This is a genomic window from Spirillospora sp. NPDC052269, assembly GCF_040679435.1.
In the GTDB taxonomy this organism is placed as follows: Bacteria; Actinomycetota; Actinomycetes; order Streptosporangiales; family Streptosporangiaceae; genus Spirillospora.
Genome location: NZ_JBFAUU010000021.1, coordinates 73113 through 88044, shown reverse-complemented (window position 1 = coordinate 88044; position 14932 = coordinate 73113). Strand labels below are relative to the sequence as shown.

The window sequence follows — 14932 nt, the reverse complement described above, 5'->3', positions numbered from 1 at the left end:
GACGGCGCGTCCCGATCAGCGGACGGTGACGCGACGTTGACAAGGGGGGACAACGAGTGAACGCACCGCGGCTCAGCACGGTGATGTGGCCGATCCAGACCTGGAAGGAGACCGGCGAGCTGTTCCGGCGCGCGGAGGAGCTCGGCTTCGACACCGCCTGGACCTACGACCACACGGCCTGGCGCGGCCACACCCCCTGGTACGACGGGTACACCACGCTCGCCGCCGCCGCGGCCGTGACCTCCCGGATCCGGCTCGGCACGCTGGTGACCTCGCCGAACTTCCGGCACCCGGTCCCGACGGCGCACGCGATCAAGACCATCGACGACATCAGCGGCGGCCGGTACACCGCCGGGATCGGCGCGGGCGGCTCGTCCCGGAGGTCCGACGGCGGCCTGCTCGGGGGCCCGGACTGGACGCCCCGCGAACGCGCCGACCGCTTCGCCGAGTGGGTCGACCTGCTCGACCGGGCGCTCCGCGGCCCCGAGACCACCCACGAGGGCACGTACTACAGCGCCCAGGAGTTCCGCGTCGGGCCCGGCTGCGTCCAGCGCCCGCGCGTCCCGTTCTTCGTCGCGGGCGGCGGCCCGCGCGGCATGCGCCTCGCCGCCCGCCTCGGCGAGGGCTGGATCACCACCGCGAACGGCCCCCAATCGGACGACCCGTACGAAGTGGTGCGCATTCACCTCGGTATGCTCGCCGAAGCCTGCGAAGCTGAGGGACGCGACCCGTCCACCCAGCGCCGCCTCCTGCTCACCGGCTTCACCGACGAGCCGTGGCTGGAGTCGGCCGGATCCTACGCGGACCTGGCCGGACGCTACGCGGAGCTGGGCATCACCGACATCGCCCTGCACTGGCCCCGCCCCGACTCGGACTGGGCCGCCGACATGAAGGTCTTCGAGGCCGTCGCCGCCGACCACACCCCCTGACCGGCACCGGACCGGCCCGTCCTCCGGTGCGGGCCGATCCCTTGTTCCGTCCCCCCGAAAGTTGCCTGAAATGCCCTATGTCCTCCTCGCCCTGGCCATCGTGTCGGAAGTCATCGCGACGCTGTCGCTGCGCGCGTCCGAGGGCATGTCCAAACTCGGCCCCGGCGCCATCGTCGTGGTCGGGTACATCGTGTCGTTCACGCTCATGGCCAAGGCCCTGACCTCGCTGAACGTCGGCCCGGTCTACGCGATCTGGTCGGCGCTCGGCACCATCGGAGCGTTCGCGGGCGGGGTGATGCTCTTCAACGAGCCGATCCGTCCGCTGACCGTCGCGGGCGCGGCCATCATCGTCCTCGGCGTGATCGTCATGAACCTCGGCGGCGGCGTCAGCCAGGGCTGACAGCAACACCGCCCGGCCTGCTCAGAGGTCGATCGTGCGATAGGGGATGCCGAGATCGCGGAGGAAGGCCAGCAGGTCTTCGGTGCCGATGAAGAGCGTGGCCCTGTTGTCGCCGGGATGGAAGGTGAGGGTCTTCTCGGCGAGCATCTCGCCGTCCAGCAGCAGGGTGACGGCGCGGTGGTCCGGGTCGATGAGCCCGAACGGGGAGACGACGCCCGGCTCCAGGCCGAGCGCGCCGGCCAGCTGGCCGGGGGACCCGAACGACAGCCGGGTCTCCTCGAGCAGCGCCGCCAGCGCGCCCAGATCGAGCTCCTTCTCGTTGTCCATGATCAGCAGGTAGGCGGCGGTGCGCCTGCGGTTCACCAGGAACAGGCTCTTGGTCCGGACGCCCTCCAGCCCCTCGATGAACGCGTCGGCCTCCTCCGTCGTCCGCGCCTCCGGATGTTCGACGAGCGAGAACGGGATCCCCGCCGCGTCGAGCGCGCCGGTGATGTCACTGCGAGTGATCAAGCGAAGCCCCCTGAGCTGTGCGGACTCCAGCCTGCCAGGGCCATCACGCGCGTCCTCGACTCCGCGCGCAGCCGAAAGCGCACTCTGGACCGTCATTTTGACCTGCGAGAGGGGAACGCGGGCGGCGTCGGCCGGGGCGGGCCGAACGCGCGTGAACCCCCCGGCCTCGTCACGTCGAGGCCGGGGGGCGCGTTCTCAGTTCCCGGCGGTGGGCGGGGTCGCGTCGGTGTAACCGAAGTCGAGCACTGACATGTACCCCTGGGACGCGTTGCCGGTGTTGCTGGATTCCAGCGGGGCACCGGTCCGCGGGTCGATCACCAGCCGGTCGGTGCCCGGGGCGACGCCCTCCGAGCTCTTGGCGGTTCGGGCGAGGGCCTGGCCGCGGCGTCCCTTCTGGTCGGTGACCTCGCCGAGCGAGCGGACGTCGGGGAGGGCGGCGAGGACGCGGTAGGTGGCCGCGCGGAGCGTCGGCCGCACCGGTCCGATGGGTGAGGCGATGATGTAGAGCGCCGCCGTCCAGAGCTGGGCGGAGTCGCCCTCCACCGGGCCGTTGAGCCCGCCCGAACGGGTCCAGGCCAGCAGCTGCCGGCGCAGGGTGGCGGGGTTGTCCGACAACTTTGCGAGGTCCAGTCCGACAGGGGGCTGTCCGAACATTCCGGGGCCGGGCTCCAAGGGAGCGCTCGACGCGGGCCGGGGACGCATGGGGATCCGGGCGCACCTATCCGTGGTCTGGCTCTCCTTGTTCCCCCCGTACACCACATGCTCGTCACAAGGCACCCGGACCGGGTCCGGGCTGCCCGCGGCGCGCCACGCCGCGGCGTCCGCGGGCGTCGCGGGCCGGGCGCCCAGCTGCTGGAAGGAGAACAGGCCGGTGGTGCCGGACGCCACCGGGTACCACACGTCCTGGACGGTCTTGCCCACGACCTTGTACGGGTGGTCCTTCGAGCCGACGAGGCTCAGCCCGCCCCGCTCGGTCCTGAAGCGGAAGTAACGGCCCGTGGCGGGTGCGGACTCGGTCCGGGTGGCGGCGACGAGGAGGACGCGCCGTGCCTGCCCGTCGGACGAGGGCGACACGGGAGCCGAGCCGTGACCGGCCAGCGTCACCGCCGCCACGCCCGCCGCGGCCACGGGCAGCAGTCCCGCCCCGAGCATCCAGCGTGAACGCGGGCTCGCCAGCAGCCGCGTCCTCGCCGGCCGCCGCGTCTCCGCGACGGACTCTTCGCCTCCGGCCATCTGCAGTAGTCGCGCGCGTCCGGCGGCAGCGACGCCCGGGTCGGCCTTGGCCTCGGCGAACACCCGCTCGACCAGCTTCATCTCGTCCATCAAGCCTCCTCGTCCTTCGTGATCTGGTCGCCGAGCGCGCGGCGAAGTCGCGCCTTGGCGCGGTTGAGACGGGACCCCACGGTTCCGGCGGGAATCCCCAGAGCCTGCGCGATGTCCTCGTAGCCGAGCCCGCCCAGCGCGGAGAGGAACACCACGTCCCGCTCGCCCGGTGACAGGGCGCGCATGGCCCGGACCAGGTCCGGACGGAGCATCTCGGCGGCGACCCGCGCGGTCGCCCGTTCCTCGTGGCCGTCCACGGAGGTCTCGGCGCCGATCCGGCTGAGCGCCTTCAGGCGGCGCTGCTCCGTCCGCCGGTGCTGGGACGCCAGGTTCGTGGCGATCCCGTACAGCCAGGGCCGGACGGCCGTCCCGCGCGACGGGTCGAAGTCGGCGCGGCGGCGGAAGGCGATGAGGAACGTCTCGGCGGCGAGGTCGTCGGCGGTCTCCCGGCCCAGTCTCGCCGCGAGGTAGCGGTGGATGTCGTCGAAGTACCGGTCGTACAGCTGCGCGAACGTCTCGGGGTCGGTCAGGGACGACGCCACGAGATCGGCGTCGCCCCCCACTCTGCCCACCTCTGGTGGAGCTGTCATCGGCTTCCTTTCGGGTCACGGTCACCCAGTTGTTGGCCGACGACCCGATTCTCTTCGCGCCGATCGTGAAGTTCTTTCTTCATGGATGACCGATTGTTCCTCTGGCCGCTCGTTCCACGGGAAGGGCGATCAGGGAGCGGGGTGGCTTGCGGCTTCTGGTGGAGGAGTGACTTGGACGGGGCGGCGCGCCTAGCGTCGTCCGGTCGGTGCTGGGACGAGGAGGTCGCATGATGGGCGGATCATCGGCGGGAGCCGGGGACCGGACGCGGCGGGTGGTGCCGCTGGAGACCCTGCACGGGTCGCTCTCGGATCCACTGCTGGACACGATGAACTTCCTGAACGAGATCACGTCCCGGTATCCGGCCGCGATCTCGCTCGCGCCCGGACGGCCCTACGAGGGGCTGTTCGAGACCGAGGCCGTCCACGAGTACCTGGACGCCTTCACCGGACACCTGCGCGACGGCGGCCTTGCCGATCGGGAGATCAGGACCGCGCTGTTCCAGTACGGGCGGACCAAGGGGCAGATCCACCGGCTGCTCGCCGAGACCCTGGCCAACGACGAGGGGATCGACGTCGCCCCGGAGGGCGTCGTGGTCACGGTCGGCGCGCAGGAGGCCATGGTCCTGGTGCTGCGCGCCCTGTTCGCCGGCCCCGACGACGTGCTGCTGGTCAGCTCGCCCTGCTACATCGGGATCACCGGCGCCGCCCGCCTGCTGGACGTCCCGGTCGTGCCGGTCCCGGAGGGGCGGGACGGGGTGGATCCGGAGACGCTGCGCGCGGTGGCGCGGCGGGAGGCCGCGCGCGGACGGCGCCCGCGCGCCTTCTACGTGGTGCCCGACTTCGCCAACCCGTCCGGGGCGAGCATGCCGGTGGCGGCGCGGGAGCGGCTGCTGGAGGTCGCGGCGGAGGAGGACCTGCTCGTCATCGAGGACAACCCGTACGGGTTCTTCACCCGCGACGTCGCGCCGCGTCCCACGCTGAAGTCCCTCGACCGGGACGGCACGGTCGTCTACCTGGGGTCCTTCGCCAAGACGGCCTTCCCGGGCGCGCGGCTCGGCTATGTGCTGGCCGACCAGACGGTGCTCCGGGGCGACGGACGGCGCGGGCTGCTCGCCGACGAGCTCGCCAAGGTCAAAAGCATGATCACGGTGAACACGCCCTCGCTGAGCCAGGCCGTGATCGGGGGGATGCTCGTCCGGCACGGCTGCCGCCTCCGGGACGCCAACGACGCCTCGATCGCGTTCTACCGGCGGAACCTGCGCACCGTGCTGGAGGAGCTGGAGCGGCATTTCCCGGGCGGTGGCGACGTGACGTGGAACAGCCCCGAAGGCGGCTTCTTCACCGTGCTGACCGTCCCGTTCGTCGCGGACGAGGCGGCGCTGGAACGGTCGGCGCGGGAGTTCGGCGTGCTGTGGACGCCCATGGACGCCTTCTTCGTGGGCGGGGACGGCAGGCATCAGTTGCGCGTCTCGTCCAGCTACCTCGAGCCGGAGCGGGTGGCGGAGGGGATCGGACGCCTGGCGGCCTTCATCGTGGCCGAGACCGCTCGGGCACGGGGCGCGGTGACGTCGGGAGCGGGGTCGTCGGCAACTTCAGGGTGAGGGTCAGGCCGCCCTGTTCGCGGGGTCGGGCCTGCGCCGTTCCGTCGTGCGCCTCCAGGACGGCGCGGACGATGGACAGGCCGAGCCCCGCGCCGCGGTCGGTGCCGCGCCGGGGCCCCCGGAGGCGTTCGAAGGGTTTGAAGATGGCCTCGGCGTTCTCGGGCGAGACCACGGGGCCGGTGTTGTCCACCGCGACGTACGTCTGCTCGTCGTGGGTGCCGCAGCGGATCCAGACGTGACCGTCCGGCACGTTGTAGCGGATCGCGTTCTCCACGAGGTTCACGATCGATCGCTCCAGCAGCACCGGATCGCCCAGGACCGGGCCGGACGCGAGCTCGGCGTGCAGGGTCACGTTCTCGCGCGTGGCGACCGGGTGCAGCTGGCCGATCGCGTCGGCCGCGAGGTCCTGGACGTCCAGGGGGACCGGGCTGCGCAGTTCGCGTTCGGACCTCGCGAGGGTGAGCAGGCCGTCGATGAGCCGTTCGTGCCGGGTGTTGGCGGCCAGCAGCCGGTCGCACAGCACGCGGGTCTCGGACGTGGTGCCCGGACGCGCGAGCACGACCTCGATCGCGGTGCGGCCGAGGGCGAGCGGGGTGCGCAGCTCGTGGGAGGCGTTGGCGATGAACCGGCGCTGCGAGTCGAAGGCCCGGTGCAGGCGGTCCAGCATCTGGTCGAAGGTGTCGGCGAGCTCCTTGATCTCGTCGTGCGGGCCGTCCAGCCCGATCCGCTCGTGCAGCGTGGTCTCCGACAGCCGCCGGGCCGTCGTGGTCACGGTGTGCAGGGGGCGGAGCATCCGTCCGGCCAGGTAGTAGCCCAGGACGAAGGCCAGCGCGCCGAGCAGGACGGTGGCCACGATCGACACCTGGAGCAGCCCGTCCAGGATCTCGTGGCGGCGCTCGGCCAGCTGGTTCTCGATGTCGGGACCGCCGTAGAAGTGCGGCTGGTTCCCGGACCGCTGCGACGCGGGCAGGGTCGCGTGGAACTTGGCGTTGACGGCCCACACCGTGAACAGGTAGGTGACCGCGACCAGCAGGCACGCGGTGCCGAAGAACAGCGACCCGTAGACGAGACTGAGCCGCGTCCGCAGGCTGAGCCGCATCCGCTTCACAGCCGGTAACCCGCGCCCGTGACGGTGTGGATGACGGGCGGATCGCCCAGCTTCTTGCGCAGCGTGGCGACGATGACCCGCACGACGTTGCTGAACGGGTCGATCCGGTCGTCCCAGGCGCGGGCGAGCAGGTCCTCCACGCTGACCACCCCGCCCTCGGCGCGCAGCAGCTCCTCCAGCACGAGGAACTCCTTGTTCGTGAGCGCGACGGGCCGTCCGTCGCGGGTCACGGTCCGGTCCTTGGGATCCAGCCGGACGCCGCCGCGCTCCAGGACCGGCGGCAGCGGCGGCGCGGAGCGGCGGCCGAGCGCGCGGACCCGGGCCACCAGCTCCCCGAACACGAACGGCTTGGTGAGGTAGTCGTCGGCCCCCAGCGACAACCCGTCGATCACGTCGCCGACCTCGTCGGCCGCGGTGAGCATCAGGATGCGCGCGGGGCTCGGCCCCCGCACCAGCTCGCGGCACACGTCGTCGCCGTGCACCCCGGGCAGGTCCCGGTCGAGGACGATGACGTCGTAGTCGTTGTAGCTCGTGCGGTACAGCGCGTCCTCTCCGTCGTAGGCCACGTCCACGGCGATGGCCTGGTCACGCAGCCCCTCGGCGGTGGCGTCGGCGAGCATCTCCTCGTCCTCGACGATCAGTATGCGCATGTCGTCCTTCCGCTGGTCGTTCGCCAGGACATGATCGCGTGCGGAATGTTAACCGGGGATAAAGCGCACTGCGGCGGATTATCGCAGGTCAGTGCTTCTTAAACCCAGCTTAAACAGGTCGTCGCTCTAATGGGGGACGCCGCGGGCAGGGCGCCCCGGCGGGAAGGCGATGATGAGAAACCGTGTGATGGTCGTGTCCGTTCTCATTCCGCTCGTGCTGGGAATGTCGGCGTGCGGCGGCTCGAAGAAGAAGGACGACGGTGTGGCCAGTGGCGGTGGCCAGCCGAGCAGCGCGGGCACGGCCTCGTCGGCGGCACCGGCGAACCCGCAGGACGCCCAGGTGAAATTCGCGCAGTGCATGCGGGAGAACGGCGTCAACATGCCCGATCCGCAGCCCGGCCAACCCGCCCGGATCACCGACACCGGGGTGGACAAGACCAAACTCCAGGCGGCGACGCAGAAGTGCCAGCCGCTCATGCAGCAGGGCGGTGGGCAGATCAATCCGAACGACCCGAAGTTCCAGGACGCGATGCTGAAGTTCACCAAGTGCATGCGCGAGCACGGCGTGAACATGCCCGACCCGGGCGCGAACGGCCAGATGCAGATCCCGTCCGGCTCGTCCCAGGACAAACTGCAGGCGGCGCAGCAGCAGTGCAACCACTTCCTGCCCGGAGGCGGACAGTGAATCCGGTGACCGGACCCCCAGGGCACGCCGGGCCGCCCGGCGGTCCGGCCGGGCCGTCCGACGGGCAGCCCGTCCTCGGCGGCGGCCTGTTCGCGGCGGACGGCCAGAGCCCACCGAACGGCCAGGGGGACGGGAACGGTCAGAGCGCGGCGGACGGCCAAGCGACGGCGAACGGTCAGCCGACGGAGGAAGGTCGGACGGCGGAGGAAGGCCGGGCGGTGGGGGAAGGCCGGGCGGTGGGGGACACCTCGCTCTCGGCGTCGCCGCCTCCCGCACCGCCCGGATCGGGGGCCATCGCGGCCTCCCGCCGACGGCGACGCCGGTACGTGGTCGCGGCGGGCCTGGCGGTCGTCGCGGTCGCGGGCGCGTCGGCGGCCTACGCCCTCACCCGGGACGACGGCGGATCACCCGCGCCGAAGTCCGCGCTTCCGACCGCGACCGCGGCGATCACGCGGGGCGACGTCGTGGACAGCGAGTCGGTGGACGGCAAGCTCACCTACTCCGACAGCCGCGCGATCGTGTCCGGCGGGTCCGGAACCGTCACCAAGACGCCTTCCGCGGGCGCCACGATCACGCAGGGGAAGACGCTGTACAAGGTCGACAACGACCCCGTCGTGCTCATGTACGGGTCGCTGCCGCTCTACCGGACCCTCAGCGTCGGCGTGGACAACGGTCCCGACGTCCGGGAGCTCGAGCAGAACCTCAAGGATCTCGGCTACGGCGACGACATGACCGTCGACAAGGACTTCACCTCCGCGACGGCCGCGGCGGTGGAGGACTGGCAGCACGACATGGGACTGCCCGAGACCGGCAGCGTGGACGCGGGCCAGGTCGTGTTCGAGCCCGGGCCCGTCCGGATCGCCGAGGTCAAGAGCGCCGTCGGGCAACCCGTCGGCAAGGGGGGAGCCGTCCTCACCGTCAGCGACACCAGGTCGATCGTGCACGTGGACCTGGACGCCTCCAAGCAGAACCTCGCCCGCAAGGGCGCCGCGGTCACCGTGGAGCTGCCGAACCAGCGGACGGTCAAGGGCCGCATCAGCCGAGTCGGGACGGTGGCCAAGGCGAGCAAGGACCAGAGCAACGACAAGACCTCGACCATCGATGTCGACATCACCCTGAACGGCGGCGGCACCGGGAACCTCGACCAGGCGCCCGTCACCGTCGACATGGAGTCGGCACGCGTGAAGAACGCCCTGTCGGTGCCGGTCGAGGCGCTGCTCGGCCTGCGTGAGGGCGGCTTCGGCGTCGAGGTGGTCGAGGGCGCCACCAGCCGGGTGGTGCCGGTGCAGCTCGGCCAGTTCGGTTCCGGCCGGGTGCAGGTCACGGGCGCCGGGCTGCGTGAGGGCATGAAGGTCGGGGTGCCCGCGTCATGACACCGGAGAACGGCCTGCGCGCGAACGCGCCGGACGCGCCGGACGCGGTGGACGCGGTGGACGCGCCGGGCTCGGCGATCGTCGAACTCGGCGGCGTCACCAAGGACTACCCCGGCGGCGTCCAAGCGCTGCGCGGCGTGGACCTGCTCGTCGAGCGCGGTGAGCTGGCCGCCATCGTCGGGCCGTCCGGCTCGGGCAAGAGCACGATGCTGCACGTCGTCGGCACCCTGGACCGGCCGTCCGGCGGACGGGTCCGGATCGCCGGATACGACGTCGCCGAACTGTCGGACCGGGAGCTGTCGGCGCTGCGGGCCCGCCACATCGGCTTCGTGTTCCAGGGGTTCCACCTCGCGGTCGGGGTGAGCGCCCTGGACAACGTCGCCGACGGACTGCTGTACCGGGGCGTCCCGCTGCGCACTCGGCGCGAGCTGGCGCGCGCGGCACTGGAACGGGTCGGACTCGGCCACCGCGCCGGACACCGCCCGCACCAGATGTCGGGGGGTGAGCAGCAGCGCGTCGCGGTCGCGCGGGCCGTGGTCGGCGAGCCGGAGCTGCTCCTCGCCGACGAGCCCACCGGAAACCTCGACACCCGCTCCGGGACCGAGGTGCTGGAGCTGCTGCGCGACCTGCACCAGGCGGGCACCACGATCGTGGTGATCACCCACGACATGGAGATCGCCGAGTGGGCCGCGCGGCGGGTGCGGGTCCGGGACGGCCTGATCGTGTCGGACGACGGGCCGGGCACCGGCCGGCAGGCCCTCGCCGAACTGCGCGGAGCCGCGCGGTGAACGGGCGGACGGGCCGGGCCGGCGGGCGGCCGAGGCTGATCCCGGCGCGGATGGGCGGCGGGGACGTGGTCCGGGTCGGGATGGCGGGGCTGCGCGCCCGCCCGACCAGGGTCGTCCTGTCGGCGCTGGGCATCGCCATCGGCATCGCGACGATGGTCGCGGTCATCGGGATCTCGGCGTCCAGCAAGGAACAGCTGCTGCGCCAGCTCGACACGCTCGGCACCAACATGCTGACCGCGCAGCCCGGCCGGACGCTGTTCGGCCAGGACGCCAAGCTCCCGCAGAGCTCGGTCGACATGGTCCGGCGGATCGGGCCGGTCACCGAGGCGTCCGCGACCGGCCGCACCTCCGCGTCGGTGCGGCGCACCAACTTCATCGACAAGGCCAACACCAGCGGCATCGCCGTGCAGGCCACCGGCGCCGAGCTGCTCCACACCCTCGACGGAACGATGCGGACCGGGGCGTGGCTCGACACGGCCACCCAGCGGTACCCGGCCGTGGTCCTGGGCGCGGAGAGCGCCCGGCGGCTGGGCGTGCTGAAGGTCGGGCGGCAGGTGTGGATCGGCGACCGCTGGTTCACCGTCGTGGGCGTGCTCAACCCGCTCCCGCTTGCGCCCGAGGTGGACCGCTCGGCGCTGGTCGGCTGGGACGCCGCGGCTCGCTACCTGGGCTTCGACGGTCACCCGACCACGATCTACGAGCGGTCCAGCGACACCTCGGTGCAGGACGTCCGGGCCGTGCTGCCGCGCACCATCAACCCGCGCAACCCCGAACAGGTGCAGGTCAGCCGTCCGTCCGACGCGCTGGCGGCCAAGGCCGCGGCGGCCGGGGCGTTCACCAACCTGCTCCTCGGCCTCGGCGCGGTCGCGCTGCTGGTCGGCGGTGTCGGCGTGGCCAACACGATGGTGATCTCGGTGCTGGAGCGCCGCCGCGAGATCGGCCTGCGCCGCTCGCTCGGCGCGACCCGCGGCCAGGTCCGCACCCAGTTCCTGGCCGAGTCGCTGCTGCTGTCGGCGCTCGGCGGCGCGGCGGGCGCGGTGCTGGGCGCGGCGGCGACCGTCGCGTTCGCCTCCTACCGGGGCTGGCCGCCCGTCGTCCCGTCCTGGGCCCTGTTCGGCGGACTCGGCGCGACCCTGGTCATCGGCACGATCGCGGGCATCTACCCGGCCGCCCGCGCGGCACGCGTCTCACCCACGGTCGCCCTCACCACCGCCTGAACCCCACCGCCTCAACAGCCCACCGCCTCAACACCACCGCCCGAACCCCACCGGAGGCCACCGACCTCAGCCCGAAAAACCTGGACCCCGTGGCGCTCACCGCCCGTCCTCCGGCGCACCGACGCCGGGGCACGGGCGGTGAGTGTGCCCGCGTCCAAATGTTCAGTTCCCGCGGTTGGACCGTCCCAGCGTCGTCGGAGCGGAAATCAATGGCGTCCCGTGGACGGGAGAAATGGCGTCAAGGACGGCGGATGGACTTCGTCCGGAGAACGGCGGCACCATCGCCGCAAGCCGCCCGGAAACGTGGGCGGACGACCACCGCGAGGAGTTGAAGGGCCATGCCGCCGACCGGGATCGCGGTTCCGAATCTGACCGACCCGGCGACCTACGCCGCCCACGACATGCCGGCGCTGTGGCGCCGGCTCCGCGCCGACGACCCGGTGCACCGCCACCCCGAGACCGCCTCCGGGCCGGGCTTCTGGGTGCTGTCGCGGTACGAGGACGTCGCCGCGGTGCTGAAGGACGATGAACGGTTCACCTCGGAGAAGGGCAACGTCCTCGCGACCATGCTCGCGGGCGGCGACACCGGCGCGGGCCGGATGATGGCGGTCACCGACGGCGCGCACCACACCGCCCTGCGCAGGCTGCTGCTCCAGGCGTTCTCGCCGCGCGCCCTGGCCGGGGTCGCGGACCGGGTCCACGCCACCACCCGGCGGCTGCTGCTGGCGGCGGTGGAACGCGGCGAGTGCGACTTCGCGCGGGACGTCGCCTCGGTGATCCCGCTGGAGACGATCTGCGACCTGCTGGCCGTGCCGCCCGCCGACCGTCCCGCGGTGCTCCGGCTCACCAAGAAGGCGCTGGCCTCGGACTACGCCGCGCCCGAGCAGGGCGAGGACTGGGCCGCGCGCAACGAGATCATGGTCTATTTCAGCGACCTGGTGGACGAGCGCCGCCGCCGTCCCGGCGACGACCCGATCAGCCTGATGGCCGCCGGCGAGGTGAACGGCCGGCGGTTGGACGACGTCGACATCGTCCTCAACTGCTACAGCCTGATCATGGGCGGGGACGAGACCAGCCGGCTGGCGATGATCGGCGCGGCGAGGGAGCTGGCGCACCGTCCCGACCAGTGGGCGGCGCTCAGCGGCGGCGCGGTGCCGGCGCAGACGGCCGCCGAGGAGGTGCTGCGCTGGACGACGCCGACCATGCACTTCGGCCGGGTGGCGGTGGCCGACGTGGCGCTGCGCGGCCGGACGGTCTCCGCCGGGGACCTGGTCACCGTCTGGCTGGCGTCGGCGAACCGGGACGAGGCGGTGTTCCCCGACCCGGACCGGTTCGTCCTCGCACGCACCCCCAACCGGCACCTGTCGCTCGGCTACGGACGGCACTTCTGCCTCGGCGCGTACCTCGGCCGGGTCGAGATCATCGCCATGCTGGAGGGACTGCGGGAACACGTCGGATCCTTGGAGCAGACCGGTCCGGAGCAGTGCATCCATTCCAACTTCCTCGCCGGCATGAGCAGCCTTCCGCTGGCCATTTCCGGACGGCCGTCCGCCGTCCGGAGATGACCATTCCGCCGCTGTTGGTCAGCCCGCGGCGCGACCTACTCTCCAACCGGCGGAAACCATTGGCGGAGGCATTTCCGCCGGCGTGCTGCCGCCCAGTCAACCGAACTCGAACGGGAGGCCGCAGTGGCCCAGCTCGGACCCCCAGGCACGGTGATGTTCCGTGGATTCGGCGACGAGGAGCTCACCCGGGAGACCGTCCGGCCCGGGACCGTCCGCCGGATCCTGCCCTACGCCCGCCCCTACCGCTGGAGCATCGCCGCCCTGCTGGTGCTGACCGTGTTCGACGCCGCCGTGACCGCGGCGAGCCCGTTCCTGCTCAAGGTGATCATCGATCGGGGCGTGCTGCCCCGCGACACCGGGATCGTCGTCGGGGTGGCGTGCGGGGTGGCGGGCCTGGCGCTGCTGGAGGCGCTGCTCATCCTCGTCCAGCGCTGGTACTCGGCCCGGATCGGGGAGGGGCTGATCTACGACCTGCGGGTGAAGGTGTTCGCGCACGTCCAGCGGCAGCCCCTGGCGTTCTTCACCCGGGCGCAGACCGGCTCCCTGGTCAGCCGCCTCAACAGCGACGTCATCGAGGCCCAGCAGGCGGTCACCTCGATCCTGTCGCAGGTGCTGTCGAGCGTGCTGTCGGTGGTGCTGGTGCTGGGCGCGATGTTCTACCTCTCCTGGCAGGTCACCCTGGTCTCGCTGGTGCTGCTGCCGCTGTTCGTCGTGCTCACCCGGGTGGTGGGACGAAGGCTGCAGCGCCTCACCCGCGAGTCGATGCAGCTGAACGCCGAGATGGGCTCGATGATGAACGAGCGCTTCAACGTGGCGGGCGCGATGCTGGTCAAGCTGTACGGCCGCCCGGCGGAGGAGTCGCGGCTGTTCGCCTCGCGCTCGGGACGGGTCCGCGACATCAACGTCGTCGCCGCCGTCTACGGGCGGGTGCTGTTCGTCGCGCTCACCCTGCTCGCCGCGCTCGGCACCGCGATGACCTACGGCGTGGGCGGCATGCTGGCCGTGCACCGGACGATCGAGATCGGCTCGCTGGTCGCCCTCGCCACCCTGCTGACCCGGCTCTACGGGCCGATCACGAACCTGGCGAACGTGCAGGTCAGTGTGATGACCGCGCTGGTCAGCTTCGACCGGGTCTTCGAGGTCCTCGACCTCGAGCCGGTGGTGGCCGAGCGTCCGGACGCCGTCGCGCTGGAGGTGTCCCGCGATCCGGCCCCGGAGATCGAGTTCTCCGGGGTGTCGTTCCGCTACCCGGCGCCGAACGAGGTGTCACTGGCGTCCCTGGAGTCGATCGCGCTGCCCGCGGGCGAACGCGTCGGACCGTCCGCGCAGGTGCTGGACGGCGTCGGGTTCCGCGCCCCGGCCGGACGGCTCACCGCCCTGGTCGGCCCCACCGGCGCGGGCAAGACGACGATCACCCACCTGGTGTCCCGGCTCTACGACCCGACCTCGGGAACGGTGCGGATCGGCGGCCGGGACATCCGCGAGGCGACCCTCGACTCGCTGCGGGAGTCCATCGGGGTCGTGACGCAGGACGCGCACATGTTCCACGACACGATCCGCGCCAACCTGCTCTACGCCAGGCCCGAGGCGTCCGAGGACGACCTCGTCGAGGCGTGCCGGGCCGCGCAGATCTGGGACCTGATCGAGTCCCTCCCGCACGGGCTGGACACCGTGGTCGGCGACCGCGGCTACCGGCTGTCGGGCGGGGAGAAGCAGCGGGTGTCGCTGGCCCGGCTGCTGCTGAAGGCGCCCCCGATCGTCGTCCTCGACGAGGCCACCGCGCACCTGGACTCCGAGTCCGAGGCCGCCGTGCAGCGGGCGCTGGCCGCCGCGTTGCGGGGCCGCACGTCCCTGGTCATCGCGCACCGGCTGTCGACGATCCGGGAGGCCGACCAGATCCTCGTCGTGGACGGCGGGCGCATCGCCGAGCACGGCACGCACGAGGAGCTGATCGCGCGTGGCGGCCTCTACTCCGAGCTGTACCGCACGCAGTACGCGGGGCAGGAGAACGGCAGGTTCACCGCGCCGCCCGAGCAGCGGATGACGCCGGAGGACCGCGAGCCGCGCCCCGCGGACCCGCCGGGAGAGAAGTTCTTCGTCCGGCGCCAGGTCTGACTTAGGCCAGGTCCGCCTCGCGGCAGGTCCGATCCGTGACCGGCCCGATCCATGGCTCGTTCCATGGTCCGGTCCGTG

The 14932-nt window shown here is 72.1% G+C and carries 14 protein-coding genes; 9 read left to right on the top strand and 5 right to left on the bottom strand.

Annotated features, from left to right (window positions below; translation table 11 throughout):
• Nucleotides 1–56 precede the first annotated feature (56 nt).
• Together AB0L06_RS35810 and AB0L06_RS35805 are read left to right on the top strand one after the other, a co-directional pair.
• Nucleotides 57–929 carry an LLM class flavin-dependent oxidoreductase gene (locus AB0L06_RS35810; protein WP_500235618.1) on the top strand — a complete coding sequence of 291 codons (873 nt, stop codon included), beginning with the start codon at nt 57–59 and terminating at the stop codon, nt 927–929.
• 70 nt (nt 930–999) lie between these two features.
• Entirely contained in the window at nt 1000–1329 is a 330-nt protein-coding gene (locus AB0L06_RS35805) for a DMT family transporter (protein ID WP_500235617.1), read from the top strand.
• A gap of 21 nt (nt 1330–1350) precedes the next feature.
• Here AB0L06_RS35805 and AB0L06_RS35800 read toward each other — a convergent pair whose 3' ends face one another.
• From AB0L06_RS35800 to AB0L06_RS35790, 3 genes are all read right to left on the bottom strand, one after another.
• Nucleotides 1351–1839, bottom strand: a complete 489-nt coding sequence (locus tag AB0L06_RS35800) for a YbaK/EbsC family protein (protein WP_500235616.1) — start codon at nt 1837–1839, stop codon at nt 1351–1353.
• Between the two features lie 195 nt (nt 1840–2034).
• Nucleotides 2035–3162 carry a CU044_5270 family protein gene (locus AB0L06_RS35795; RefSeq protein WP_500235615.1) on the bottom strand — a complete coding sequence of 376 codons (1128 nt, stop codon included), beginning with the start codon at nt 3160–3162 and terminating at the stop codon, nt 2035–2037.
• Nucleotides 3162–3725: an RNA polymerase sigma factor gene (locus tag AB0L06_RS35790; RefSeq protein WP_500235614.1), complete on the bottom strand. Its 564-nt coding sequence runs from the start codon at nt 3723–3725 to the stop codon at nt 3162–3164. Before AB0L06_RS35790 ends, AB0L06_RS35795 begins: the two co-directional genes overlap by 1 nt.
• A gap of 254 nt (nt 3726–3979) precedes the next feature.
• Here AB0L06_RS35790 and AB0L06_RS35785 point away from each other — a divergent pair, with 254 nt between their 5' ends.
• Nucleotides 3980–5353 carry an aminotransferase-like domain-containing protein gene (locus AB0L06_RS35785; RefSeq protein ID WP_500235613.1) on the top strand — a complete coding sequence of 458 codons (1374 nt, stop codon included), beginning with the start codon at nt 3980–3982 and terminating at the stop codon, nt 5351–5353.
• Here AB0L06_RS35785 and AB0L06_RS35780 read toward each other — a convergent pair.
• Together AB0L06_RS35780 and AB0L06_RS35775 are read right to left on the bottom strand one after the other, a co-directional pair.
• Complete coding sequence (locus AB0L06_RS35780) at nt 5280–6452, bottom strand: sensor histidine kinase (protein WP_500235720.1); 1173 nt, start codon at nt 6450–6452, stop codon at nt 5280–5282. The genes AB0L06_RS35785 and AB0L06_RS35780 overlap by 74 nt on opposite strands.
• A 5-nt stretch (nt 6453–6457) precedes the next feature.
• Nucleotides 6458–7111, bottom strand: coding sequence for a response regulator transcription factor (locus AB0L06_RS35775; protein WP_500235612.1), 654 nt, complete (start codon nt 7109–7111; stop codon nt 6458–6460).
• A gap of 193 nt (nt 7112–7304) precedes the next feature.
• On the opposite strand from AB0L06_RS35775, the gene AB0L06_RS35770 reads away from it, so the two are divergent.
• From AB0L06_RS35770 to AB0L06_RS35745, 6 genes are all read left to right on the top strand, one after another.
• Nucleotides 7305–7796 (top strand): hypothetical protein, encoded by a 492-nt coding sequence (locus tag AB0L06_RS35770; protein ID WP_500235611.1) that lies wholly within the window; start codon nt 7305–7307, stop codon nt 7794–7796.
• A 5-nt stretch (nt 7797–7801) separates the two neighbouring features.
• Nucleotides 7802–9169, top strand: a complete 1368-nt coding sequence (locus tag AB0L06_RS35765; protein ID WP_500235610.1) for a peptidoglycan-binding protein — start codon at nt 7802–7804, stop codon at nt 9167–9169.
• Nucleotides 9166–9957, top strand: a complete 792-nt coding sequence (locus AB0L06_RS35760) for an ABC transporter ATP-binding protein (protein ID WP_500235609.1) — start codon at nt 9166–9168, stop codon at nt 9955–9957. The genes AB0L06_RS35765 and AB0L06_RS35760 overlap by 4 nt, the downstream gene beginning before the upstream one ends.
• Before the next feature lie 50 nt (nt 9958–10007).
• A complete protein-coding gene (locus AB0L06_RS35755; RefSeq protein ID WP_500235718.1) occupies nt 10008–11174 on the top strand; it encodes an ABC transporter permease in 1167 nt (388 codons plus the stop codon).
• Between the two features lie 338 nt (nt 11175–11512).
• Nucleotides 11513–12739 carry a cytochrome P450 gene (locus AB0L06_RS35750; RefSeq protein ID WP_500235608.1) on the top strand — a complete coding sequence of 409 codons (1227 nt, stop codon included), beginning with the start codon at nt 11513–11515 and terminating at the stop codon, nt 12737–12739.
• A 153-nt stretch (nt 12740–12892) separates the two neighbouring features.
• On the top strand, nt 12893–14854 hold the full coding sequence (locus AB0L06_RS35745) for an ABC transporter ATP-binding protein (RefSeq protein ID WP_500235717.1): 1962 nt from the start codon (nt 12893–12895) through the stop codon (nt 14852–14854).
• Nucleotides 14855–14932: the final 78 nt, after the last annotated feature.

Bases quoted from the DNA above. Each gene is read 5' to 3' on its own strand.
- AB0L06_RS35805 (WP_500235617.1), top strand. From the start codon at position 1,000: ATGCCCTATGTCCTCCTCGCCCTGGCCATCGTGTCGGAAGTCATCGCG.
- AB0L06_RS35795 (WP_500235615.1), bottom strand. From the start codon at position 3,162: ATGGACGAGATGAAGCTGGTCGAGCGGGTGTTCGCCGAGGCCAAGGCC.
- AB0L06_RS35785 (WP_500235613.1), top strand. From the start codon at position 3,980: ATGATGGGCGGATCATCGGCGGGAGCCGGGGACCGGACGCGGCGGGTG.
- AB0L06_RS35780 (WP_500235720.1), bottom strand. From the start codon at position 6,452: ATGCGGCTCAGCCTGCGGACGCGGCTCAGTCTCGTCTACGGGTCGCTG.
- AB0L06_RS35775 (WP_500235612.1), bottom strand. From the start codon at position 7,111: ATGCGCATACTGATCGTCGAGGACGAGGAGATGCTCGCCGACGCCACC.
- AB0L06_RS35760 (WP_500235609.1), top strand. From the start codon at position 9,166: ATGACACCGGAGAACGGCCTGCGCGCGAACGCGCCGGACGCGCCGGAC.
- AB0L06_RS35755 (WP_500235718.1), top strand. From the start codon at position 10,008: ATGGGCGGCGGGGACGTGGTCCGGGTCGGGATGGCGGGGCTGCGCGCC.
- AB0L06_RS35750 (WP_500235608.1), top strand. From the start codon at position 11,513: ATGCCGCCGACCGGGATCGCGGTTCCGAATCTGACCGACCCGGCGACC.
- AB0L06_RS35745 (WP_500235717.1), top strand. From the start codon at position 12,893: ATGTTCCGTGGATTCGGCGACGAGGAGCTCACCCGGGAGACCGTCCGG.